This is a genomic window from Streptomyces sp. NPDC033136 (assembly GCF_055578235.1).
Genome location: NZ_JBVIPD010000004.1, coordinates 461,910 through 486,106, shown reverse-complemented (window position 1 = coordinate 486,106; position 24,197 = coordinate 461,910). Strand labels below are relative to the sequence as shown.

Here is a 24,197-nt window from a genome sequence, read left to right as displayed (position 1 = left end):
TGTCGGTGAGGGAGGGAGCGGCTCAGCCCCGTGCCGCCTCCGGGTGCAGCCGCACCCATCCCTCCCACGCCGAGGTGATCATGTCCTGGACGCCGTGCCGGGCCTTCCAGCCCAGCTCCGCGGCCGCGCGGTCGGCGGAGGCGACGACCCGGGCCGGGTCGCCCGGGCGGCGGGGGGTGACCGTGGGCGGCCGGTCGTGGCCGGTGAGCGCGTTGATGCGGTCGATCATCTCGCGGACGGAGACGCCCTCGCCCCGGCCGATGTTGAGGGTGAGGTCCCGGCCTCGGGAGGAGCTCAGGACCCGGGCCGCGGCGACATGGGCCTCGGCCAGGTCCACGACGTGGATGTAGTCCCGTACGCAGGTGCCGTCCGGGGTCGGGTAGTCGTCGCCGAAGACGCGTGGAGGCGCGTGCTCGGTGAGCTTCTCGAAGACCATGGGGACGAGGTTGAAAACGCCGGTGTCCGCCAGTTCCGGGCCCGCCGCGCCCGCCACGTTGAAGTAGCGCAGGGACGCGGTCGACAGCCCGGTCGCCCGGCCCGTGGCGCGCACCAGCCACTCACCCGCCAGTTTCGTCTCGCCGTACGGCGACATCGGCACGCAGGGCGTCTCCTCCGTGACCAGGTCCACGTCCGGCATGCCGTACACCGCCGCCGAAGAGGAGAAGACGAAGGACGGCACCCGCGCCGCCGTCACGGCGTCCAGCAGGATCCGCAGCCCCTCGACGTTCTCCCGGTAGTAGTGCAGCGGCCGCTCCACCGACTCGCCCACCTGCTTCTTCGCCGCGAGGTGGACGACGCCGGTGACCTCGTGGTCCGCGAGGGTGCGCGCGACCCGCTCGCCGTCCAGCGTCGAGCCGACCACCAGCGGCACCCCGTCGGGCACGCGCTCGGCGACACCGGTGGACAGGTCGTCGTACACCACCGCCTGCTCACCGGCCGCGGTCATCGCCCGTGCGACGTGCGCGCCGATGTAGCCGGCGCCGCCGGTGATCAACCAGGTCATGTGCGGCCGTCCCCTCGTCAGTTGGCCCGTGGTGTGCGCTGATCCGTCGTCGTGGTGCTCTCAGTGAAGCAGGCGGCGGAGCCTTCCGCGTGCGACCGACAGCACACCGAGTACGCCGGGGGCCACCCGCAGCGCCAGCGCGCCGGAGTGGGTGGCGTACGGCTGTACGAGTACCACGCCGTGCCGGGCGCTCGGGACGGCGCGACGGCGCAGCAGACCGGCGCCCGTGAGGGCGTGCGCCGTGACGTCGCGGCTCACGCCGTCGCGGAAGCGCAGACGGAGGCGCAGGTCCCAGGTGCCCGCGCCGAGCGCGGCCAGGGCGGTGAGGTCGACGGCGGCCTCGGCCGACCAGATGCCGGCGGGCCCGGCGCACAGTGCGAGCGCGGTCGCGCCCCGGACCACCACCTCGCTGTCGTCACGGTGCCACCACTCCACCTCCACCCCCTCCGGCCCCGCCTCCGTCACCCGCCCGTACAGCTCGTGCAGGCACAGCCGCAGCCGGGTGCCCCGCGCGTGCGGCCGCAGTTCCGCGTCGACGGCCAGGGGGAGCGCCCGCACCGGCCGGGTCAGCAGGGGTTCCAGGGAGATCTGCGGGAGGTCGTCCGACCAGACGGGCGTGCCGTCCGCGGCCCGGGCGTAGGGCGGGCGGAGCCGGGCCGGGCGGGCCGCCAGTTCCCGCAGCCGGGGCAGATCACGCGGCTCCGCGGAGGCCAGGACGACCCGCCCGGCCAGCCGGCCGGGAGCCGCCGGGTTGCGCGCCCAGTCGTCGGCGTCGTACTCCGCGAGGTGCGCCCGCGTGAGCTCCCACCATGCGCGCCGGTAGCCGGCGTCACGCAACCCCAGCTCGCGCAGGTACATCCGCAGGTCGTGGTCGAGGAACTTGGCGCGCACGGCCCGCGCGAGTTCCTTCTGCCCGGCGCCCAGCAGGACCTCGTACGCCTGTCGGCAGGCCTCCGTCCGGGCCCGCCAGTTGGTCACGCCCGCCCGGTCCAGCGAGATCGACAGCCGCTCGGCGGACCGGCGCACGTGCCAGACGTACACCCGGTCCGGGATCAGGGCGATACGGGGTCCCGCGGCGAGCACGCGCGCCGTGAAGACCACGTCCTCGTACGGGAAGCGGCCCTCGGGGAAGCGGATGCCGTACTCGCGCAGGAAGCCGGTGCGGTAGAGCTTGTTGACGCAGAGGGTGTCGTGGACCAGACGCGGTCGCCGCGCGGGGTGCGGTACGGCGGCGTGCAGTGCGTAGAGGCGGGGCTGCCAGGTGGTTTCGCGACCCGAGGGCAGTTCCCGGCGCACGCACAGACCGCCCACGACCTCCGCGTGCGCCGCCGTGGCCGCTTCGAGCAGCGCGTCGACCGCGCCCGGCGGCAGGACGTCGTCGCTGTCCAGGAACATCACGTACGGCGAGGTCACCGCGTCGAGCCCGGTGTTGCGCGGGGTGCCGCAGCCGCCGCTGTTGACCCGGCGGCGGATCACCTTCAGCCGGGGCTCCGACGCGGCGAGCCGTTCGAGCACGCCCGCGCTGCCGTCCGTCGAGCAGTCGTCGACCGCCACGACCTCGCGCACGGCCCGGCCCTGGGCGAGCGCCGAGCGCACGGCGTCTGTCACATGGGCGGCGTCGTCGTGCCCGATGACCACGACGGCGACCTGGGGCAGAGGCCTCTCGGGGTTCTGTGCGGCATTCATTATGGCGGATCGTAAGCCGGGCGAATGACATGAAAGTGTTAACACACCACTAAGTGCGGCCAAAGCCCCCTCTGCGGCACAGAATCGGGCCGTGATGAGCGGACAGTCGAGGGGGAGCGGCCGGTTCGGCACGGGCATGGCGCCCGTGGCGGTTCCCATGACGGTGATGCCGGTGATCGGGCTGTGGGGCCTTGACCGCGGCGGCATGTGGGGCGACGAGAGCGTCACCTTCCAGGTCGCGCAGCGCACGGTCCCGCAGATCTGGCGACTGCTGCACGACGTGGACGCGGTGCACGGTCTGTACTACCTGTTCATGCACGCCGTCCTCACCGTCCACCCGGGTGAGATCGCCCTGCGCCTGCCCTCGGTGTGCGCGGCGACGGCGACCGCCGGCCTGGTCGCGGCCCTGGGTGTCCGGCTGGCCGGCCCATGGGTCGGCCTGTGGGCCGGGCTCCTCTACGCGATCACGCCGATGACCGGCCACTACGCCCAGGAGGGACGGTCGTACGCGCTCGTCGCGGCGGGCGTGGCGGGGGCGACGCTGCTGCTCCTGAGGGCCGTGGGCGGGACAGGTGCCCGGGCCTGGTGGGGGTACGGGACGGTCGTCGCCCTGACCTGTCTGCTGCACGAGCTTGCGGTGCCGGTGCTGTGCGCGCACGCGGCGACGCTGGCCCTCCTGCGGGTGCCGGGGAGGGTGTGGGCCGGCTGGGGGCGCGCGGCGGGGGCGGTCGTGGTGGTGCTGCTGCCGCTGGCGTGGGTGTCACAGGGCCAGGCCGGGCAGGTGGCGTGGCTGGAGCCGCCCGGGTGGGACCGGGTGGAGAGGCTGGCGCGGAACTTCTCGCCCGGCCCGGACGGGGTGGTGTTCTGGGCGACGCTGCTGCTGATGGCCGTGGGGCTCCGGGAACGTCGGCTCGCGGCGGTCGCGCTGCCGCTGCTGCTCGTGCCGCCGGGGATCCTGATGACGGTGTCGCAGGTCCGGCCCCTCTACCACGACCGTTACGTGCTCTACGCGCTGGCGGGCGCGTCCCTGCTGGCGGCGGCCGGGGCCGGGCGGGTGGCCGGAGCGCTGGGGCCGATGCGGGTCGCCTGGCGGCGGGCCGGAAGGCGGGGGGTGCGGGTCGCCTGTCGGCGGCTCGGTGGGCGGGGGGTGCGGGTCGTCTGGCGGCGGGTCGGCGGGCAGGGGGTGCGGTTCGGCGGGCGTCCGGTGCGGGTCGTCTGGCGGGGGGTGCGGGTGGAGGGGCGGCCGGTGGGTGTTGGTGGGTCGCGGGGCGGCGGGGGGCGGTTGCAGTGCGGTGGGCTGCGGTGGGTCGGTGGGGGTCTGGCGCGGTTTGTCTGGCGGGAGGCGCGGGGCGAGGGGCGGCCGGTGGGTGTCGGCGGGTCGCGGGGCGGCGGGCGGCGGCTGCAATGCGGCGCACTGCTCCGGTTCAGCGGGCGCCGGGTGCGGGTCGGAAGACGGCGGGTGCACGCCCTGCTCGGCGTCATCGGTGTCCTCGCCCTCACCGCGGCCTTCCTGCACCACCTCCCCGTCCACCGCCAGGACCGCTCCGCCGCCCAGCGCCCCGACAACCTCGCGGTCGTCTCCGCGCTCGCCGTCCGCCAGATGCGCCCCGGCGACCCGGTGCTGTTCGTGCCGTCGGTCGGCAGGCTCGCCGCGCTGGCCTACCCGAAGGGGTTCCGGCAGGTCCGGGACATCGCCCTGCGGGAGCCGGCGCCCCGGTCCGGGACGCTGTGGGGCCGTGAGACGACGCCCGGGGAACTGCGGCACCGGCTCGCCTCGGTGGACCGGGTCTGGGTGGTCGCCGAGCGGTACGCGCTGGACCCGCGCTGGTCTCCGCCCGACCCGGTCGAACGCACCAAGCTCGCCGTCCTGGAGAAGGAGTTCACCGTCCGGGAGGAACACGTCCGGGACGACGTGGTGCTCCGCCTCCACGTCCGGCGGGAGCCGGCCGAGGTGCCGCCGGACGTGTCCGAGGTGCCGCCCGGTGCCGCTACGACCGCTCGTCTGCCGGCGGCCCGGCCGGCGGCTCCGCGAACGCGGCGGCGTCCAGCGCGGTGGTGAGCTCGTCGAGGCGGGCGCGCAGGGCACGGACCTCGGCGGCGTCGAAGCCGGTCGAGGCGGCGATCCGGCGCGGCACCTGAAGCGCCCGCCGCCGCAGCGCGACGCCCTCCCCGGTCAGCCGCACCTCCACCGACCGCTCGTCGCGCGCACTGCGCTCCCGGCGCACCAGTCCTGCTGCCTCCAGCCGCTTGAGCAGCGGCGACAGCGTCCCGGAGTCCAGCCGCAGATGCTCCCCGAGCTTCTTCACGGGCAGCTCGTCGTGCTCCCAGAGCACCAGCATCACCAGGTACTGCGGGTAGGTGAGCCCGAGGTCCTTGAGGATCCCGCGGTAGACGCCGTTGAAGGCGCGGGAGGCCGCGTGCAGGGAGAAGCAGATCTGCTGGTCCAGGCGGAGCCAGTCGTCGTCCGGCGTGTTCATGCTTCCAGGGTAGCTCGCGCCCGCCATTTAATTGTGCACAACTTAATTGTGTGCTCTAATTCTGGGTGTCAGGCGGCCCGGAAGCGGGCCGCCGAACGTCGACGTGTGAGAGGGAAGGATTTCCATGGACGCGCTCTACACCGCTGTCGCCACCGCCACCCACGGCCGCGAGGGCCGCGCCGTCAGCTCCGACGGCGTGCTGGACCTCGCGCTGGGGATGCCCCAGGCGCTGGGCGGCAACGGCCAGGGCACCAACCCCGAGCAGCTTTTCGCCGCCGGATTCGCCGCCTGCTTCGGCAGCGCCCTCGGCCTCGTCGGCCGCCAGGCCAAGGTCGACGTCAGCGAGGCCGCCGTGACCGCCGAGGTCTCCATAGGCAAGCAGGGCGAGGGCTTCGGGCTCGCCGTCACCCTCCGCGTGGAGCTCCCCGAGAGCATCGACGAGGCGACCGGCCGCAAGCTGGTCGACCAGGCCCACCAGGTCTGCCCCTACTCCAACGCCACCCGCGGCAACATCGAGGTCGACCTCGTCATCGAGTAGTTCCGGACGTCACCCCCCGACCCGCGCCAGCACCTCCCCCGTCCGTCTGCTCCACGCCACCACCACCGCCTCCTCGGGCACCGGGTGCCAGCGCGTCAGCAGCAGCCAGCGCACGTGGTAGCGGCGGACGACGGCCTCCCGCTCGGCGCGGGTCGAGCCGGGGGCCAGATAGGCGCGGACCTCGGCCGCCCGCCGTTTGCGCTCCCCCTCGTCCAGGGCGGGGTCGGGCCAGATCGGCGCGGCGAGGTTCGGCCCGTACCCGGCGATGGCGTGACTGGCGAAGTACCCGTCGGTGATCACGACCTCGCCGGGCCCGATGTGCCGCGCCGCCCAGTCGTACGACGGCCAGCGCGTCGGCTGGGTGAACCCCACCGGGTCGACCGAGCGCGGCACGACCGCCCCGGCGTGCACGGTGACGAACCCGACGCACACCCCGACCGCCGCCGCACCGCCCAGCACCCGGCGGACCCGGCTCCAGGGCCGGGGCGCCGCCAGCTCCACCGCCAGCGCGAACTGCAGCGGCACCAGCACCGCCCACAGGGCCCTGGCGTACGTGTAGTGCCCGCTCACCCAGCCGTACGCCACCAGCAGGCACTCCAGCAGGAACATCAGCACCAGCGGATCACGCGCCGAGCGGCGGGCCCGCACCCACAGAGCGGGCAGGCCGAGCAGCGCCAGCCAGGAGTTGGCGAGCATCCCCTCGTACAGCCGCAGGTGCATCGCGTCCATGCCGGTGTCGCCCACCAGTGTCAGGACGTCGTAGTACGGCCACGTCAGGGCCACCGTCGCGCAGGCCGCCCCGGCGAGGGCCCAGCGCGCCACGACCGGCCGGTGGCGGCCGCGCTGCCGGGCCGCCACGATCGCCACCGCCCCGGTGAGCGCCGAGGCGGCCGTGACGGGATGGGTGAGCAGGATCAACCCGTACAGGGCACCGATCCCGGCGTAGCCCCACCAGCCGCCGAGCCCGCTCGGGCCGACGAACCGCACGGCGGGGGCGTCGTCCCTCGCGCGCGTGCCCGTCCAGGCCCAGGCCCAGAACGTCAGGCCGATCGCGAGCGCGGACGGGTAGCCCAGGTTCGTCGTCATCGACATCAGCCCGAGGTAGCCGCTCCACAGGATCCGCGCGGTGCCCCACAGCAGCGTCATGAACAGCAGGGCCCACACCGGCGCCCAGGGGCGCGGAGTGAGGGTCCTGACGAAACGGCCGAGCCCCGTCAGCAGCACCAGCAGATGCACCGGCCCGGCGAGCTTCACCACCTCCCAGCCCGACAGCCCCGTCAGCCGCGCCAGCACGCCCTGCGCGACGGCGTAGGGGCCGTAGTAGGGGCTTCCCTCGCCCGGCAGATCGGCCATGGTGTGGGCCGGGTGGAGCAGGTCGGCCTTGAGGCGCTCGACGACCGCCGCGTGCTGCCCGGCGTCGCAGCACAGCGGGACGCGCCAGAACGCCAGCGTCATCACCAGCCAGAACAGGGCGCCGTAGAACTGGTAGGGGGTGAGCCGCCCGGCGCGGCCGCCGCGCAGCGCCGTCGCGCCGCGCACGGTCCGCCGGACGAGGACCGAGGCGCTCACAGGACTGTCGGAAGGGCGAGGTTCTGGGGCATGCGCCGAATGTTCCCGCCCGTCCGCACGTCCTGACCCCGGGTCACTTCATCGGGTGAGGCGGCTGCACCCACCTGCCGCCCCTCAGTCGCACAGCTCCTTCTCCGCCGCCGCAGGCCAGCGCGCGAACCGGAACCGGGTGCGCTCCAGGGCCCCGGTGAGGTTGCGCCAGAACCGCTCGGCGGTGAGCGGCGCGCGCACCGACTCCTTCAGTTCGGCGAGGCCGCCGCAGCCCAGCGCGGCCCGGGCCGCCTCGACCGCCTCCCGTGGGGCCCCCGCCCGCAGCAGGTCGCGCCGCGGCGGGTGCCGCGCCGCCCACTCCGCGAAGACCCAGTGGTTGCGCAGGAACTTCTCGTGCCCGGGCCAGCTCCACCGCTCCAGCGCGAGATGCGCGCCGACGGGACTGGCCAGCCCCCAGGCGTCGTTGACATAGGCGTCGAGCGGGGCGGCGGCTCCGGTGACGCCGAGATGACGTCCCACGATGACCACCTGGTACGGGGAGTCCGCGCGCATCGGCGTGGCGTGCAGGCGCCGCTCGGCGTCGAAGTAGAGCAGGGTCGGCCGGGGGGAACGGGCGGCCTCCGCCAGCATGCGGCGCCCCTCCGGCAGGGCGGGCCAGTTGTCCACCCAGGTGGCGGTGCGCACCGGGTTGTGGTCGCCGAGGCCCTCCACGTCGGAGCTGCGCACGTTGAAGGACCCGGGCGTGCTGCGCACGTCGAAGGGCGTCCGCAGCGGACTGACCGCCGCGCACAGCCACACCACCAGCAGCGCGCTCGCCACGCCGGTGAACCGGGTCGCGGGGACGACCAGCACCGGCAGGAGCAGGAGCAGGAGCGCGGGAAGGATCATGCGGGCGTGCATGTAGTCGCCGCCGACGCGGACGACGTACCCGGCCAGCAGCAGCCCGGCCGCGAGGGGCGCCAGCAGCACCGCGAGCGAGGCCCGTCCCGGAGCCCGGTCCCGCCGCTGCTGGCGGGCGCGCCGCACCAGCAGCACGGCCAGCGCGCCGAGCACGGGCACGACGGGCCACAGCCAGTAGGGCCCGAGCGTCTCCTGCACGTACCCGGCGCCCCGGCTCCAGTCGCTGGCGCTCGCCTCCTTGGCGATGGCGGGCAGCGGCACCAGGATCCCGTAGTATCCCGCCCGGAACGCCTCGTACGCCAGCGGCACCGCTCCCGCCGCGGCCAGCGTCACCGCGCCGCCCCGCCGGGACGGCCGCAGCACCCACCACTGCGCCGCCAGGAAACACCCCGTCACCACCGCCAGATCGGGCCGGACCAGCGGACCCAGCCCGAACACGAACGCGGCGAGGTACGTCTCCCGGGCCTCCTGGCCACGCCCGGTGCGGGTCAGCAGCCACCACGACAGGCCGGTCCAGAAGGCGCCGAGGCCGCTCTCCAGACCGGAGGTCATGTACGACCAGAAGGGCGGCACCGCCAGCAGCACGCACACGCCCGCGGGAAGCAGCAGCCCCGCGCAGCGGTGCAGCCGGCACGTGGCGAGCAGGGCGAGCGCGAATCCGGCCGTGCTCAGCAGCAGCCCCAGCCCCACCGCGAGGAACGCCGGATCCTCGCCGGTGACCCAGGCGGCGAGCGCGAGCAGCCACTGCCACAGGGTGCCGGTCGAGCTCTCCGCCCGTTCCCCGACATTGAACACCGGCCCGTTCCCCGCCAGGATCTGCCGGACCGGACGCAGGTAGATCAGCCCGTCGTCGCAGATCCAGCGGCGCCGGTAGCCCAGCACGAACAGGGCCGCGGTCGGCACGGCGACCAGGGCGGCGTGCCACCCGTGCACCGGCCGCAGCCGCAGCCGCAGCCGCAGCCGCACGGCCGTGACCGGGGGCCGGGCCGAGGAGGCCCGCTGGCCGGGCAGGGAGGGGACGGCCTCGGGGGTGGTGGGTGTCGTCATCTCTCCACCAGCGCCTCGGAGCGGGTGCGGACGCCCTCGGTCCGGCGGGCCGCGGGCAGCAGCGCACCGCCCCGCTCGCCCAGCATCAGCAGGCGAACGACGCGCTCGGCGGCCCGCCCGTCCTCGAACTCGCAGTAGCGTTCCCGGAAGCCGGCGCGCAGCCGCGCCGCCTCCGCGTCCTGCCAGGTGCCGGAGGCGAACAGCCAGGCCAGCTCCCGGTAGGAGCGGGACACATGGCCGGGCGCGTCGGCGGTGATGTCGAAGTAGGCGCCCCGGCTGGCCGCGAACGCGCCCCAGTCGTCGGCGTGCACCACGACCGGCCGGTCGAGGAGGACGTAGTCGAACATCAGGGCGGAGTAGTCGGTGACCAGCGCGTCGGCGGCGAGCAGCACGTCCTCGACGTGCGGCTCGTCGGTCGCGTCCACCACCACGCCCCGCCGGTGCAGGTCGGCCAGGCCCAGGCCCCGCGCCACGCTCCCGGCCAGCGAGGGGTGCAGCCGGACGAGAAGGGTGTGGCCGGGGCCCAGGTCCTCGGCGAACCGGGCCAGGTCGAACCGCTCGACATGGCCGCCCCGCCGGTAGTCGCGACGGGTCGGCGCGTACAGCACCGCCGTGTGACCGTCGGGGACGCCGAGCCGCTCGCGCGCCTCCCGGCCCCGCTCCGGGCCCGCGCCGACCAGCACGTCGTTGCGCGGACTGCCGGTGCGCAGCGAGGTGAATTGGCACGGGTAGGCCCGCTCCCAGGCCCGCTCCGCGTGCCGCCCGGCGACCAGGCCGTAGTCCCAGCGGTCGGCGCGGCGCAGCATCTGCGGCACGTCGAAGCCGTGCCGGGCGCCCGGCTTGGTCAGCAGGTCGGCGCCCATGTACTTGAGCGGGGTGCCCTGGTGGGTGTGGAGGTGGACGCTGCCGGGCCGCTTGGCCAGGGTGCCGGGCCAGTTGACGTTGTTCACCCAGTACGTCGCCCGTGCCATGACCTCGTGGTAGCGCCGCGAGCCCGGCGTCACATGGTCGATGCCGGGCGGCAGCGCGTCCGCCGCGTCCTCCTTCACCACCCACACGCCCCGGATGTGCGGGGCGATCTCCAGGGCCTTGGCGTAGATCGCGGCCGGGTCGCCGGACACCCCGCGGTGGTGGGTCGCCGAGTAGACGGCGAGGTGCGGATCGAGCGGACGCTTCGACTGGGCCGCGTACCAGCCGCTCAGGGCGGTCTCCGACGCCTTGCGCACCACCCGGCGCTTCCCGCCCAGGGCCGTCGCGCGCAGGTCCCGCAGCCCGCGCACCGCCGCGTACGACGCGTAGGGTGCCGAGGCGAGTAGCCGCATCTCCACCCCGCGCCAGCCGTCCGGCTGAGGGAAGCCGCCCTCGGGGAGGTGACGCCGGTGGAAGGAGCGGATCTCGCGGTAGAAGTCGCCCCGGTCGGCGGGCCGTACCCGGTCCTCGCGGCCCAGCACGAACAGCATGTGGTCCAGCGCCCGTTCCAGCAGCGGCGGCCGGGCCCAGTCGAGGTCGGGGCGCTGCTCCAGGAACGCGAACAGGCCCTCGTACTGCGCGAAGATCTCGAAGTGCCGGCGCCCCGGCGTCTTGGTGATCGCGCCCTGCCGGCGCTGCCGGTACTCCACGCCGATCCGGTCCAGGCAGACGATCCGCTCGGCGAGCACCATCGACCGGTAGGTGACCGGCGCGTCCTCGTACAACCCCGGCGCGTACCGCAGGCCGTGCTCCTGGAAGAAGGCCCGCCGGTAGGCCTTGTTCCAGGCGACCAGGAACAGGTTCAGGTACTGCGGGCTCTCCCGGATGCCGAAGGTGCCCGCGCCCGCCGCGGCCAGCAGGTCCGCCGCCTCGCTGCGGCCGCCCCGGCCCCACCAGTGGGTGCGGACATGGTCGAACACCAGGATGTCCGGGTCGCTCGTCGCCGCCAGGCGCGCGGCGACGGCGGCCAGCAGGCCCGGTGTGTAGTGGTCGTCGCTGTCGAGGAACAGGACGTAGTCGCCGCCCGCCTGTTCCAGACCGGCGTTGCGGGCCCGGCCCAGGCCGACGTTCTCGGGCAGGTGCAGCACCCGCACCCGGGCGTCGCGGGCCGCGTACTCGTCGAGGATCGCGCCGCTGCCGTCCGGTGAGCGGTCGTCCACGGCGATCACCTCGAAGTCGCCGTACGACTGGCCGAGCACCGAGTCGAGACACTCGCGCAGGAACCCCCGCACGTTGTAGACGGGGACGATGATGCTGAAGCGGGGCACTTCCGGTCAGCTCCTTACGAGGGTGGCGGCGGGGGCCGGGACGCGCTCCGCGAGCGGGATCACGGGCGGGATCGACTCCGGCGGCTCCCCCAGCAGCACCCGGCGCACCACGCGCTCGGCGGCCCGCCCGTCGTCGAACTGGCAGAAGCGCTCCCGGAACGCGGCACGCAGCGCCGTCGCGGCCTCGTCCGCCCAGCCGCCGTCGCGGAAGACGTCCGCCAGCTCCTCGGGCGTGCGGGCGACCCGTCCGGGCGGGAGCCGCATCAGGTCGAAGTAGACGCCCCGGACCTCCCGGTAGACGTCCCAGTCGTCGGCGTACACGACGATCGGCCGGTCCAGGTTGGCGTAGTCGAACATGATCGACGAGTAGTCGGTGATCAGCGCGTCGGCCGCCAGGCACACGTCCTCCGACGAGCGGTGCCCGGTGACGTCGATGATCCGGCCGCCGCCGCGGGAAGCACCCTGGTCGTAGAAGTAGTGGGCGCGCAGCAGGACCACGTACTCGTCGCCGATCGCCTCGCAGAACTCCGCCAGGTCCAGGCCCGCCGCGAAGCCGGTGGCGTAGTCGCGGTGCGTGGGCGCGTAGAGCAGGGCCTTCTTGCCCTCGGGGACGCCCAGTTCCTCGCGGACGCGGGCGACGTCCTCGGCGGACGCCGTGCAGTAGACGTCGTTGCGCGGATAGCCGTACTCGAGGGTCTCGTGGGCGCCGGGGAACGCCTTCTCCCACATCTCGGTGGAGTGGCGGTTGGAGGTGAGGTTGTAGTCCCAGCGGTCCACCCGGGCCAGCAGCCTGGCGAAACTCCCGGTCGCCGCGGCCACCACCGGGTACGTCGACTGGTCGGCGCCCATCTTCTTCAGCGGCGTGCCGTGCTGGGTCTGCAGGTGCACGCTGCCCGGGCGTTTGACGACCGCGTCCGCGAAGTTGGCGTTGTTGACGAGGTACTTGGCGCGGGCCAGCACCCGCCAGTACGCCCGGCTGCCGATCACCGCGTACTCCACGTCCGGCGGCATGCTGCCCACCGCCTCCGGCTCCACCAGGAACACCGCGCGCAGGTGCGGGGCGAGTTCGCGGGCCTTGGCGTGGATCGCGGCTGGATTGCAGGCGTAGCCCCGGCCCCAGTACGCGCAGTACACGACGAGGTTCTCGTCGAGGGGGAGGCGCAGGTCCGCCGCGTACCGCAGCCGGGTGCGCAGCCCCCGGGGACGGGGGAGCAGCGCGGCGGCCCGCACGGCCCTCCGGTTGGCGGCGCGCAGGGTGCGGAACGCCGTGTACGACCCGGACGCCAGCAGCCGGTGCTGGACGCCGAGGCTGCCGCCGGGCGGCTGGTAGCCCGCGGGGCGGAACCGCCGGTGGAGGGCGCTCGCCCGGCGGAAGAAGGCACGCCGCCCGGCCGGCAGCCGCCGGGGGTGGGCGGCCGTCTTCAGCACGGTGGCGAAGAGCTGCTCGAACAGCGGCCTCAGCCGTTCCGCCGGCAGCCCCTGCTCCACCGCCCGCGTCAGCACCAGCTCGGTCTGGTCGAGCAGTTCGGTGTGGTGTCCGCCGGGGAGGCTCAGCCGGTTGCCCTGCCGGCGCACCAGGTGCCGGACGACGACCGTGCGCAGGGCCGTCACCCGCTCCGCCCCGAGGGTGACCAGCCCGCCGAACCCGACATCGGTGAAGTGGTCCCCGGGGAACGTGAGGTCCCGCTCGGTGAGGAAGGCCCGGCGGTAGACCGCGCTCCACGCCGGCAGCGCCACGCCCGTCAGCTCCGGGGCCCGGCCGGGGGAGAAGGCCCCGCCCGGCGTCCTGGCCAGCAGGGGCGCGGCCGGGTTGGCCGGTTCGCCCTCCCACCAGGGGGTGCGCTCGTGCTCGAAGTACAGGACGTCCACCGGGGCACCGGCGTCGCCGGTCTCGCGCAGCCGGGCGTCCAGCGCCGCCAGTGCCCCCGGGACCAGGACGTCGTCGCCGTCGAGGAACAGCACGTGGCCGCCGACCGCCGCCCGCAGCCCGGTGTTGCGCGCCCCCGCCAGACCGGCCGACGGCGGCGAGTGCACCGGCGTCACCCGGGAGTCCCGCTCGGCGTACCCGGCGACGACGTCCGCCGCCGGTGCGTCGGGCGCGTCGCACACCGGGATCAGCTCGAAGTCGCCGAACGACTGGGCGAGGACCGAGTCCAGCGCCAGGGACAGCCGGCCCGCGACCCCATGGGACGGGACGACGATGCTGAAGCGGGGCATTCTGCTCTTTCTGTCGAGGGTCTTCAGGGGCTGGGTCTTCAGGGGCTGGGTCTTCAGGGGCTGGGGCTTCATGTGGCCGGTCTTCACACGACGGGTCTTCACGGGACGGGTCTTCACGGGACGGGTCTTCACGGGGTGGAACCTGGGACAGCGGGCCGCCTCAGACCGCGCGCGGGCGTCCCGGGCGTCCGGACGGGCGCCAGGAGGGCGGCCGGCTGGGTGTCGGCCGCGACGGGCTGGAGGGCATGCGGACTCCCCGGAGCGAGAACCGTGTTCAGAGCAGGTCGGTGACGGCCGCGGGGCCGGCCGGCAGCGGCACCGTCGCGAGTGGCTGACGCGCCAGCGCGGCCACCGCCGACGGCACCGGGCGGCGCTCGTCCAGCGGCACGACCGGCGGCAGCTCCGACTCCCCGAGGACGACCCGGCGCACGACCCGCTCGGCGGCCCGGCCGTCGTCGTAGGTGCAGAACCGCTCGCGGAACGCCGAGCGCAGCTGTGCCGACCGGGAGCCGCGCCAGTGGCCGGTGGCGAAGATGTCGATCAGCTCGTCCTCGCCGCGGGCGACGGCGCCCGGCGGGGAGGCGCGCAGGTCGAAGTAGGTGCCGCGGGCCGCGTCGTACGACTCCCAGTCGTCGGCGTGGATCACGATCGGCCGGTCCAGGTTGGCGTAGTCGAACATCAGCGACGAGTAGTCCGTGACCAGGGCGTCCGAGGCCAGGCACAGCGACTGCACGCTCGGGTGGTCGCTGACGTCGACGACCCGGCCGCGGGTGCTGGTCAGCGGGGCGTCGTAGGCGTGGTGGGCGCGGGCCAGGACGATGTAGCGCGGGCCCAGGCGGCGCACGATCCGCTGCAGGTCGAGACTCCGGCGCTGGGAGCGGCGGTAGTCGCGGCGGGTCGGCGCGTACAGGATCGCCACGGTGCCCTCGGGGATGCCGAGCGAGGCGCGCAGCCGTGCCACGTCCGCGGGGGTGGCGGTCCCGAACACGTCGTTACGGGGGTAGCCGTACTCCAGCAGGGTGTAGCGGCCGGGGTGGACGCGCTCGTGGGTCAGCGTGGTGTGGCGGTTGGCGGACAGGACGTAGTCCCACTGGTCGACGTCCCGGAGCAGCCGCGCGAAGTCCCGGCCGCGGGCCGCCGCCGGGCGCTCCTGGAGGTCCAGGCCGATGTGCCCCAGCGGGGTGCCGTGCCCGGTCTGGATCAGCACCTGGCCCCGGCGCTTGGCCAGGCCGTCGTCGAAGTCGGTGTTGCTGACCAGGTACCGGGAGCGGGCGAGGGCCGTCCAGTAGGAGAGCGTCCCGGGGACGAGGCGGCGCGGGCCCGGCGGGATGGTGTGGTGGTGCTCGGGGCGGGCGGCCCACGCCGTGCGGATGTGCGGCGCGAGGTCGCGGAAGGCGGACTCCAGCGCGCCCGGGTTGCAGCCGTGGCCGCGGCCGTCGTAGGCGGTGAACACGGCCCGGTCGGCGCGCAGCGGGAGACAGCGCTGGACGCGGTAGTGGGCCCTGAGGGCGGCGGACCGCAGCCCCCGCGCGAGCCGGCCGGTGGACCTGGTGATGCCGCGGTGCAGGGCCGACGCCAGTTGCAGGGTGCGGTAGGTGCGGTGCAGGCCGAAGCGGATCAGGGTGTGGTGCACCCGGGCGCGCAGGGGGACGGGGGCGCCCGGGGTGCGGTAGCGGCGGTAGTGGGCGCGGGCCCGGCGCAGGAAGTCCGCCCGCGAGCCCCGGGGCAGCCGGTCCCGCCGGGAGTACACGATCGCCAGGTGGTGGACCATGCGGCGGAACAGCACCGGCCGCCACTGCGCCAGCCCGGGGCGCTCGTCGAGGAACGCGAAGACCCGGTCGTACTGCTCGAAGACGTCGAAGTGCCGCTCGCTGGTGGTGCGCAGGATGCTGCCCTGCCGCCGCTGCCGGTAGTGCACGCAGACCCGGTCGAGGGTGGCGATCGACTCCGCGGTCATCAGCACCGGGTACGTCCACGGCGTGTCCTCGTACCAGCCGGGCGGGAAGACGAACCCCTTCTCCTCGACGAACTCCCGCCGGTAGGCCTTGTTCCAGGCGACCATCAGCAGCCTCAGCAGGCCCGGCCGGTCCTCCAGGCGGAACGGGGCCGGGCCCTGCTCGGTCAGCTGCAGGGCCGCCTGGTTGCGGACCGCCTCGCCCGTCCAGTAGGTCCGCGCGTAGTCGAAGACCAGGACGTCCGGCTCGCCGGTCTCCTTCAGCCGGTCGGCGACGGACCGCAGCGCGTCCGGCGTGAGGGTGTCGTCGCTGTCGAGGAACAGCAGGTAGTCGCCGCTCGCGTGGGCCACGCCGGCGTTTCTCGCGCGGCCCAGTCCGACGTTCTCCGGCAGGTGGACGGGGCGGACGCGCGCGTCGCGGGTGGCGAACTCGTCGATGATCGCGCCGCACGCGTCCGGCGAGCAGTCGTCGACGACGATCAGTTCCAGATCGGGACAGGACTGGGAGAGCACCGATTCGAGGCACTCGTGCAGGTACGCCTGAACCTGGTACGCGGGGACAATGACACTGAACCTGGGCAAGAGGCCATCCATCGGTCGGCGCGGGCGTTCGGCCCGGGAACGGCCGACGGGGCCACTTGGTTACGGTGGCTACGGCATCCGGGGGAACGCCGAAGAGGCGGACCGCACTCGGCCCGCCCCTCCAACCGCCCTGCACGGAAGGCTACTTGACCGCGCCCGCCATTACGCCGGACACGAACTGCCGCTGGAACGCGAAGAAGACGGCCAGCGGCACCACCATCGAGATGAACGCGCCGGGTGCCAGCACGTCGATGTTGTTGCCGAACTGCCGTACCTGCGTCTGGAGGGCGACCGTGATCGGCTGGCTCCCGGAGTCCGAGAAGATCAGCGCGACCAGCATGTCGTTCCACACCCACAGGAACTGGAAGATGCCGAGGGCGGCGATCGCCGGGCCGCCCAGCGGCAGCACGACACGGAAGAACAGGCGCAGTTCACCCGCCCCGTCCAGCCGCGCCGCCTCCAGCAGCTCTCGCGGGATCTCCGCGAAGAAGTTCCGCAGCAGGAACACGGCGAACGGCAGACCGAAGCCGACGTGGAACAGCACCACGCCGGTCACCGAGCCGAAGACGCCGATCTTGCCGAAGAGTTCGGCGATCGGGATCAGCGCGACCTGCACGGGGACGACCAAGAGGCCGACCACGCCCAGGAACCACCAGTCGCGGCCCGGGAACTCCATCCAGGCGAAGGCGTAGCCCGCCAGCGAGCCGATGATCACGACCAGGAGGGTCGCCGGGACGGTGATCCACACCGTGTTGAGCAGGCTGCCGTTGATGTCGTCGTTCTCCAGCAGCTTGGAGTAGCTGTCGAAGGTGATCTGCGCCGGCTCGGTGAACACCGTCCACCAGCCGCTCGCCGCGATGTCCTCCGGCGAGCGGAGACTGGCCAGCAGCAGACCGATCGTCGGCACCAGCCAGAACAGGCCGACCACGATGAGGAACACCCGCACCAGCCCGCCGCTGACCCCCTCGGCCAGCCGGGACCCCAGCGACTGCCTCGCCTTGACGGAGCCGGTGGGCCGCGCCGCCTTGCCGGGCGCACGGCCCGCGTCCGCGGTCATCGCCGCACCTCCCGCCTCAGCCGACGCACGTTGAACCACATCACCGGGATCACCAGCAGCAGCAGGAACACCGAGATGGCGCTGGCGATGCCCGGCTGGTTCTCGGAGAAGCCCTTGCGGTACAGCTCCAGGGCGAGGACGTTCGCGTCGTCCTGGGCGGAGCCGGGGGCGATGATGAAGACCAGGTCGAAGATCTTCAGCACGTTGATCATCAGGGTGACGGTGACGACCGCGAGGACCGGCGCCAGCAGCGGCACCGTGACCCGTCTGAACACCTGCCACTCACTCGCGCCGTCGACCCGGGCGGCCTCCAGCAGCTCCCGGGGCACCCCCGCGAGCCCGGCCGCGATCAGCACCATCGCGAAGCCCGCCCACATCCAGATGTACGCGCCGATGATGGACGGGGTGACCAGGGACGGGCCGAGCCAGTCCAGGCCGTTGTAGGGCTCCGCGAAGTTGCTCGCGGGCAGCCGGAGTTGAGCCCCGTCGGCCGAGGCCGGCAGCGTGAAGGTGCCGTCTTCGGCGGCCGTCGCCGAGGCCACGACCCTGCCGTCCTTCACGGCCTCGACCTTCATCCCGGCATAGCCCAGTTCGGAGGAGTCGACCTGGTTGAGCGTGCCGACGCCCTTGCCGCGCGTGAAGTCCTGCCAGGTCGCGCCGGTGATCTTGCCCGGCTCGGGCTTCGGCGCCACGGCCGTCTTCGCGCCGTCGGGCATCAGGTCGGGCGCGACGCCCACCAGCGGCAGCGAGACGGTCTCGCCGGCGCGGACGGGCGACGTGGTGATGAACGCGCCGCCGCCCGCCGGTTCGAGCGGCGACTCCCGGCCCGGGTGGGCCTTCGGGAACGCCGACGACTGGGCGAAGGTGTCGTGCACGCCCACCCACACGGCGTTCGCCACGCCCTTGTCCGGGTCCTGGTCGTACACCAGGCGGAAGATGATGCCCGCCGCCAGCATCGAGATCGCCATCGGCATGAAGACGACCAGCTTGAACGCCGTGCCCCAGCGCACCCGTTCGGTCAGCACCGCGAAGACCAGGCCGAGCGCCGTCGCGACGGTCGGCGCGAACACCACCCAGATGATGTTGTTCTTCAGCGCGGTGCGGATGCCCTCGTCGGTGAAGAGGGCCTGGTAGTTGTCGATCCCGGCGAAGCCGTCGCCGGACTGGTCGTAGAAGCTGCGGACCACCGAGTACCCGATCGGGTACACCACGAGCGCGCCGAGCAGGACGAGCGCGGGCAGCAGGAACAGCGCCGCGACGGTCCTGCGGGTGCCGGTCACACTCTTGCGCGACTGGGGAGCGGCAGGGGGCGCAGTGCCCCCTGCCGCCGTGGCCGACGTCATGCCGTCAGCCTCCGTAGGCCGCGGCCGCTGCGGCCTCCAGCTTCGCTTGCGTGCCCGCCACGTCCTTCGGGTTCTTCAGGAAGTCCTGGAGGATCTTCCACTCACCCTTGCCCGGCGTGCCGCCGAAGGCCTGCGGGGTCTGGTCGGACATGTCGAAGCGGAAGTCGTCACCGGCGTCGATGAGCGCCTTGGCGATCCTCTGCTGCACCGCGTTCGGATACGCGGAGTTCGCCACGTTCTTGTTCGGCGACAGGTAGCCGCCCAGCTTCGCCTGGATCGTCGCCGCGTCCGGGGAGGCGAGCCAGGTGGCCAGGGCCTGCGACCCCTTCGAGTCCTCCAGGACGACCGCCGCGTCGCCGCCCGAGACCACCGGCCCGTTGTCACCGACCGCCGGGAACGGGAACACCTTCGCGTCCGTGCCGACCTTCATGCCGGAGGGGATGTTGACCTGCGCGAAGTCCCCCGCGGCGACCATGGCGGCCTTCGGCTGGTCCCCGCCGGTGAAGACCTGCGTGACGGAGGCCGGGAAGTCGGTCTGCAACGCCCCGCCCGCCCCGCCCGCGATGTAGTCCGCCTTGCCCCAGACCTGCGCGAGAGTGGTCAGCGCGGCCTTCACGGACGGGTCCGTCCACTTGATCTCGTGCTTGGCCAGCTGGTCGTACTTCTCCGGGCCGGCCTGGGAGAGGTAGACGTTCTCGAACCAGTCGGTCAGCGTCCAGCCGTCGGCGCCGCCGACGGAGAACGGGGTGACGCCGGAGTCGTAGACCGTCTGGGCGGTCCTCAGCAGGTCCGGCCAGGTCTCGGGCTCACTCGCCCCGGCGTTCTCGAAGACCTGGTTGTTGTACCAGATCAGGGACTTGTTGGCGGCCTTGTAGTAGACGCCGTACGGCTTGCCGCCCACCTTGCCGATGTCCTGCCAGCCCTGCGAGTAGTTCTCGCCGAGCTCCTTGATCGCCTCGGCGCCGAGCGGCTTGGCCCAGCCGCGGTCGACGGCCTGCTTGATGGCGCCCGGCTGCGGCAGCATCACGACGTCCGGCGGCTGCCCGCCGGCCACCTTGGATCCGATGAAGTTGATGATCGGGTCCTGGGCGGGCACGAACGTGACCTTGGCGCCCGTGCGCTTCTCGAACTCCGCCAGGACCTTCTTGAAGTTGGCCTGTTCCGTTCCGCTCCACACGGCGGCGATCTCCAGGCTCGTCCCGTCCAGCTTCGGAAGGGTGACGCTGTTGGCGGTCTCCGTGGTGTCGCCCGGGCTTGTGCCGCTGTCGGTGCCGTCGCCTCCGCAGGCGGTGAGCGCGAGCGCGAGCGCTCCCGCGGCGACGGTTGCTGCGGTCTTGATGGCTCTGCGGCTCTGAGGGGTCGCCTTGTCCTGCTTGGGCGACCAGCGTGTCCGGATGGTGCTGCTCGTCATGCGCATGACTGCCCCGTTCTTCGTTCCTCGTCGAACGTCGAGCGCGCTTCCGTGCGTCTGGTCTACGCCCGGGTGTGCGGGGGCGGCAAGATGGCGTCGGCTGTCAAGCGGGCGATCGTGACTCCCTCGTGACCGGCAACGCGGGCCCATGACGCCGGGCGGGGCCGACGGCCGTCCCCCGTCAAAGGAGTGACGGCACCTTCGCCGCCGCGACCTGCCGCGCCGCCCTCTCCAGCGCGCTGGCCAGCAGTGCCAGGTCGGTCGGGCCGTTTCCGAGCTCCCGCACCGGGCGCCGGGCCGGAGGGTCGCCCATGCGGTGCCACTCCAGGGGGACGACCGTGGGGCGCAGCGTCGCCGTCCGGGGGATCCGGCCGGAGACCCGCCCGCCCTGGAACGGCGTGACCCGCCCGTCCGCGCCGGTCAGCCTCCCCCGGCCGGGCGCCGACTCGTCCGGTCCGCCGGCCGGGGAATCGAGCGTCACACGCAGCGTGGCCCGGCGCGCCGGCTCCGTCTCCGCCGTACGGGCGCACGGGCCGGTGGCCGCCACCAGGTGCACGCCCAGCCGCTCACCCTCCCGGGCCACGGCCTCCAGGGCGCGCATCACCGACCCGGCGGCGGGCCGTCCGGTCGAGCCGAGGGCGGGGGAGACCAGGGCGTCCAGGTCGTCGACGACCACGACCAGCCGGGGGAGCGGGGGCGCCGCGGCCTCGGCCTGCCGCCGGGCCCCGCCGGGCCGCAGACGCAGGGTCGAACTGGAGGGGCTGTCGATGTCCCCGGCCCCCGCGCCGACTTCGGCGGTCCGGACGCCCCGGGCCGTCGCCGTGCGCTGGGCGACCATACGGCCCGACAGCTCGCGCCCGGTGTGCCACTCGGTGAAGTCGGACCGCCCCAGCAACTCGGCCCGGCGCTTCAGCTCGGCGCTCAGGGACTGCGCGAACTCCCGCATCCGCACCGGGTCGTGGGCCGTGAGATACGTGGTGACATGCGGGACGTCCGTACACACCCGCAGACCCTCGCCGGGCCCGCCGCCCGCGCCCGGGCCGCCCCGGCCGTCGACCAGCACGATGCCCAGGCGGTCCGGCCGCTCGGCGGCGGCCAGGGACGCGACCGTCGCCCGCAGCAGCTCCGTACGGCCGCTGCCCGGCGGGCCCTCGACCAGCAGATGCGGGCCCTGCACCGCGAGGTCGGCGCAGACCGGGCCGCGCGGCCCGGCGCCCAGCACCGCGCGCACCCGCCCGCCCAGCGCGTCCGCGTCGTCGGCCGCGTCCGCCCAGCGCGCCATCAGCGACGCCGGGGTGGCCCGGGCCAGGCCCAGCTCGTCCAGCAGGCGGGCCGCCTGGGGCAGCGGGGCGGAGACGCGGGGCTGCCGGTCGCCCGCCACGCCGTCCGTGCACAGCGGCGCCAGCGCCCGGGCGAACCGCTCGGCCCAGGCGGGGGAGACGGCGTCGACGGTGGCGATGGTGCCGTGCCCGACGGGTCCGGCCGGCGCGCCGTCACCGCCGGCCCGGGCGACCCGGGTCAGCCGCAGTGCCGTCGCCACGTCCCCGCTGAGCAGCGCGACGGCACCGCACTGCCGGAACGTCGGCGCCACGGAGCAGGCCGCCTCGTAGGTCTCCGTCACCGGCGAGGCGGGGGAGGCGGCGGCCGTCTCGGCCACGCAGAGGACGTGGACGCCGGCCCGGGGGCCCTCCAGCGCCAGCCGCGCGACGGCCTCGCGCAGATCGGCTCCGCCGGGGTCGCCGTCCACGATCAGGACGGTGTACGGGCCGGGGAAGCCGGTCGGTGCGTCGGTACCGGCGTCCTCCTCCCTGGCCCAGGAGGGGCGGCGGGGAGCGGGGACGGAGTGGGTGCGGGGCGTGTCGGCGCCGGTGGACCGAGGGGAGCCGGTGCTCGCCGGGGTGTGCGGCGGCTGCCCGCCGGTCCCCGTGGCACTGCTCCCCGCCTCGTCCGCCAGCTGGTCCTCCAGACGGCGGAGCAGCTCGTCGGTGCGGGCCGCGGCCTGTTCGCGGTCATGGGCGAGAAGCAGACGGCAGTCCTGCCCGTGCCCCGGGCGGACGTGCGGCAGCCAGCCCAGCCAGGACCACTCGGCGGTGCGCTCCTCCAGCGGGCGGGAGCGGTCCGCGGCGATCAGGACGATCTCCAGCGTGTCGGGGGAGTGCAGCGCGGCGAGCTGGGCCAGCACGGCCCGGGCCAGCCCGGCCAGCCGCTCCCGCGGTCCCGCCAGCCCCAGTGCGCCGACCTCACGCAGCCCGGTGGTCACCGGCACGGCTGGCAGCAGGCCCGAGCCGTCCGGCGCCGCCCGGTCGGCCGTACCCAGCCGCACGGCGAGCGCCTCGGGGTGGCCCGGCCCGCGCTCCCACAGCCGGGGCCCGGGGCCCAGGGCCGTCAGCAGCAGCGTCGCCGGGTCCGGCCAGGTCTCCGGCATCCCGGGCACGACGGCCGGGAGCTCCGCCGCGACCACCGCCGCCGACTCGTCCTCGTACGTCCCGCGCGGGTCCGCCGCCTGCTCCCCACGCCCTCCGGCCAGCCGCCGGGCCCACGCCCCGAGCCCGCCACGCCTGCGTGTCCCGGGCGGCACGTCGGTGCCCCGGAGGGGAGTGCCCTTGCGCCCACGACCGGCATGCTCGTCCGGCAACCCCTCACCGCCGCCACCGGCGGGAGTCGCCGGGGCCGGCGCGGAGTGCCGGTCGCTGCCCGGGTGGCGGTGGCCGGTGTCGTGCGCGGCTCCGGCAGGAGGACGGCCGGCGTCGTACGCCGTTCCGGAGCCCGGACGCCGGGTGCCGTACGGCGTCCCGGTGCGCGCACCGTCGGCGTCCGAGGCCGTTTCGCCGAACGCCCCGGCTCCGAAACGGCCCGCGTGTGTGTCCCCCGCACCGCTGCCCGGCTCCGCCGTACGCCGCTGCTGGGGAGCCCGGGGCGTGCCTTCCGGCGGGCCTGTGCGCCTTCCCTGCCCATCCGGGGAGGCGGGCCCAGCCCCAGCGGCCCGCGCCTGCGCGGCGTCTCCGGCCCCCTGCGTACGCGCAGCATCTCCGGCGTCCCGCGTACGCACCTCGCCTCCGGCACTCCGGGAGGGCGCCTCACCCCCGGCACTCCGCGAAGGCGCCTCGTTCCGGCTGCCTTTCGCGTGGGACTCGGCTCCGCTGCCCGGGGGGCGGGTCCCGCTGCCGTGAGCGCGCGCCTGCGGTGCTCCGGCCCCCGCGCCCGCACCCCCGCTCTCGACCCGCGGCGCCCCGCCCTGACCCGGCACCACGGCCTCACCGGAGCCCGGCCCCGGGGCACCGGGCGTGCCCCAGGCCGCCGCGCCGTGGGCGTGATGGGTGGGGCCGGAAGGCGCGACCGGCGCCGGGTCTGCCCCGCGCGCGTGGGACAGGACGTCATCCCCGGCAGGCCCGGGAACGCGCACGTGTCCTTCCCCGTCCGGCGTCGTCTCGACCCGGCCCCCCGGCCCCCCGGCGGGAGCCAGCCGCAGGGCCGACTCGCCGATCCGCAGCAACGCCCCCGGCGCGAAAGGGACCGCGCGGCCGCTCACCCGCGCCCCGTCCAGCGTCGTGCCGTTCGTGGAGTCCAGGTCGGCGACCGAGACGCTTCCGTCCGCGCCCACCGTCACCGCGCAGTGCAGCCGGGAGACGTCCGGGTCGTCGAGGGGCACGTCGGCGTCGGCGGAGCGGCCGACGCGGATCTCACCTCCGTGCAGCAGGTGGACCCCGCCGGCGTCGGGACCGGCGACCACCTGGAGCTGGGCGGGGGCGTCGTCCAGCTCGGGATGCGGCTCGGGCTCGCCCGGCGCCCCCACGGACAGCACCGCACCGTCCGTCAGCGGGGGCTCGCCGAGCGTGCAGCGCTGGGCGTCGAGCCGCTGCTCTCCGGCGTACAGCACCGGCGCGCCCGAGCCGTCGCCGCGGGATACCGCCTGGGCGAGGGCCGACGCCACCGCCGCGAGCGCCGTACCGGCGGGTGCCGTGACCAGGACGTCGCTGCGTGGGGCGCGGTCCCGCGCCGGAGCCGATGCGCCCAGCGGATCTACGACGGTCAGCCGGATCTGCATCGCCGTCAGCGGTCCCTTCTGCCCGGGCGCGGAGTCCCCCCACCCCGCCCCAGCACGTCGGCCAGTAGTGCACGCATCCTCGCACCTGCCACTGACACCGCGCCCCTCGCTCCGGGAAAGGTGATCTTGATTGGTCGGCT

At 74.5% G+C, this 24,197-nt stretch carries 14 protein-coding genes; 2 read left to right on the top strand and 12 right to left on the bottom strand.

The genetic code is table 11. The features are described from left to right. Positions 1–22 precede the first annotated feature (22 nt). Positions 23–1,003 carry a UDP-glucose 4-epimerase GalE gene (gene galE / locus ACZ5TL_RS10465; protein WP_468588965.1) on the bottom strand — a complete coding sequence of 327 codons (981 nt, stop codon included), beginning with the start codon at positions 1,001–1,003 and terminating at the stop codon, positions 23–25. A gap of 60 nt (positions 1,004–1,063) precedes the next feature. Further along, entirely contained in the window at positions 1,064–2,689 is a 1,626-nt protein-coding gene (locus ACZ5TL_RS10460; RefSeq protein ID WP_468588964.1) for a glycosyltransferase family 2 protein, read from the bottom strand. A gap of 157 nt (positions 2,690–2,846) precedes the next feature. Here ACZ5TL_RS10460 and ACZ5TL_RS10455 point away from each other — a divergent pair, with 157 nt between their 5' ends. Continuing rightward, positions 2,847–4,748, top strand: a complete 1,902-nt coding sequence (locus ACZ5TL_RS10455; RefSeq protein ID WP_468589014.1) for a glycosyltransferase family 39 protein — start codon at positions 2,847–2,849, stop codon at positions 4,746–4,748. On the opposite strand, the gene ACZ5TL_RS10450 is transcribed toward ACZ5TL_RS10455, so the two are convergent. Continuing rightward, entirely contained in the window at positions 4,678–5,193 is a 516-nt protein-coding gene (locus tag ACZ5TL_RS10450; protein WP_468588963.1) for a MarR family winged helix-turn-helix transcriptional regulator, read from the bottom strand. The genes ACZ5TL_RS10455 and ACZ5TL_RS10450 overlap by 71 nt on opposite strands. 97 nt (positions 5,194–5,290) lie before the next feature. Between ACZ5TL_RS10450 and ACZ5TL_RS10445 the strand changes: the two genes are divergently transcribed. Next, positions 5,291–5,704, top strand: a complete 414-nt coding sequence (locus ACZ5TL_RS10445; RefSeq protein ID WP_468588962.1) for an organic hydroperoxide resistance protein — start codon at positions 5,291–5,293, stop codon at positions 5,702–5,704. Between the two features lie 9 nt (positions 5,705–5,713). Here ACZ5TL_RS10445 and ACZ5TL_RS10440 read toward each other — a convergent pair whose 3' ends face one another. The 9 genes from ACZ5TL_RS10440 to ACZ5TL_RS10400 form a co-directional block, all read right to left on the bottom strand. Beyond that, positions 5,714–7,273 (bottom strand): hypothetical protein, encoded by a 1,560-nt coding sequence (locus ACZ5TL_RS10440; protein ID WP_468588961.1) that lies wholly within the window; start codon positions 7,271–7,273, stop codon positions 5,714–5,716. A 114-nt stretch (positions 7,274–7,387) separates the two neighbouring features. Next, complete coding sequence (locus ACZ5TL_RS10435; protein ID WP_468588960.1) at positions 7,388–9,211, bottom strand: arabinofuranosyltransferase AftB family protein; 1,824 nt, start codon at positions 9,209–9,211, stop codon at positions 7,388–7,390. Further along, on the bottom strand, positions 9,208–11,448 hold the full coding sequence (locus ACZ5TL_RS10430; protein WP_468588959.1) for a bifunctional glycosyltransferase/CDP-glycerol:glycerophosphate glycerophosphotransferase: 2,241 nt from the start codon (positions 11,446–11,448) through the stop codon (positions 9,208–9,210). Before ACZ5TL_RS10430 ends, ACZ5TL_RS10435 begins: the two co-directional genes overlap by 4 nt. A gap of 6 nt (positions 11,449–11,454) precedes the next feature. After that, entirely contained in the window at positions 11,455–13,665 is a 2,211-nt protein-coding gene (locus ACZ5TL_RS10425; RefSeq protein ID WP_468589013.1) for a bifunctional glycosyltransferase/CDP-glycerol:glycerophosphate glycerophosphotransferase, read from the bottom strand. Positions 13,666–13,939: 274 nt separating this feature from the next. Continuing rightward, positions 13,940–16,201, bottom strand: coding sequence for a bifunctional glycosyltransferase/CDP-glycerol:glycerophosphate glycerophosphotransferase (locus ACZ5TL_RS10420; protein WP_468588958.1), 2,262 nt, complete (start codon positions 16,199–16,201; stop codon positions 13,940–13,942). A 142-nt stretch (positions 16,202–16,343) separates the two neighbouring features. Beyond that, positions 16,344–17,258 (bottom strand): carbohydrate ABC transporter permease, encoded by a 915-nt coding sequence (locus tag ACZ5TL_RS10415; protein ID WP_468588957.1) that lies wholly within the window; start codon positions 17,256–17,258, stop codon positions 16,344–16,346. Continuing rightward, entirely contained in the window at positions 17,255–18,601 is a 1,347-nt protein-coding gene (locus ACZ5TL_RS10410; protein WP_468588956.1) for a carbohydrate ABC transporter permease, read from the bottom strand. The genes ACZ5TL_RS10415 and ACZ5TL_RS10410 overlap by 4 nt, the downstream gene beginning before the upstream one ends. A gap of 4 nt (positions 18,602–18,605) precedes the next feature. Next, the gene (locus ACZ5TL_RS10405; protein WP_468588955.1) at positions 18,606–20,018 is read right to left on the bottom strand and encodes an ABC transporter substrate-binding protein; all 1,413 of its coding nucleotides are present in this window, start codon (positions 20,016–20,018) and stop codon (positions 18,606–18,608) included. 175 nt (positions 20,019–20,193) lie between these two features. Further along, on the bottom strand, positions 20,194–24,057 hold the full coding sequence (locus ACZ5TL_RS10400) for an FHA domain-containing protein (RefSeq protein WP_468588954.1): 3,864 nt from the start codon (positions 24,055–24,057) through the stop codon (positions 20,194–20,196). Positions 24,058–24,197 lie beyond the last annotated feature (140 nt).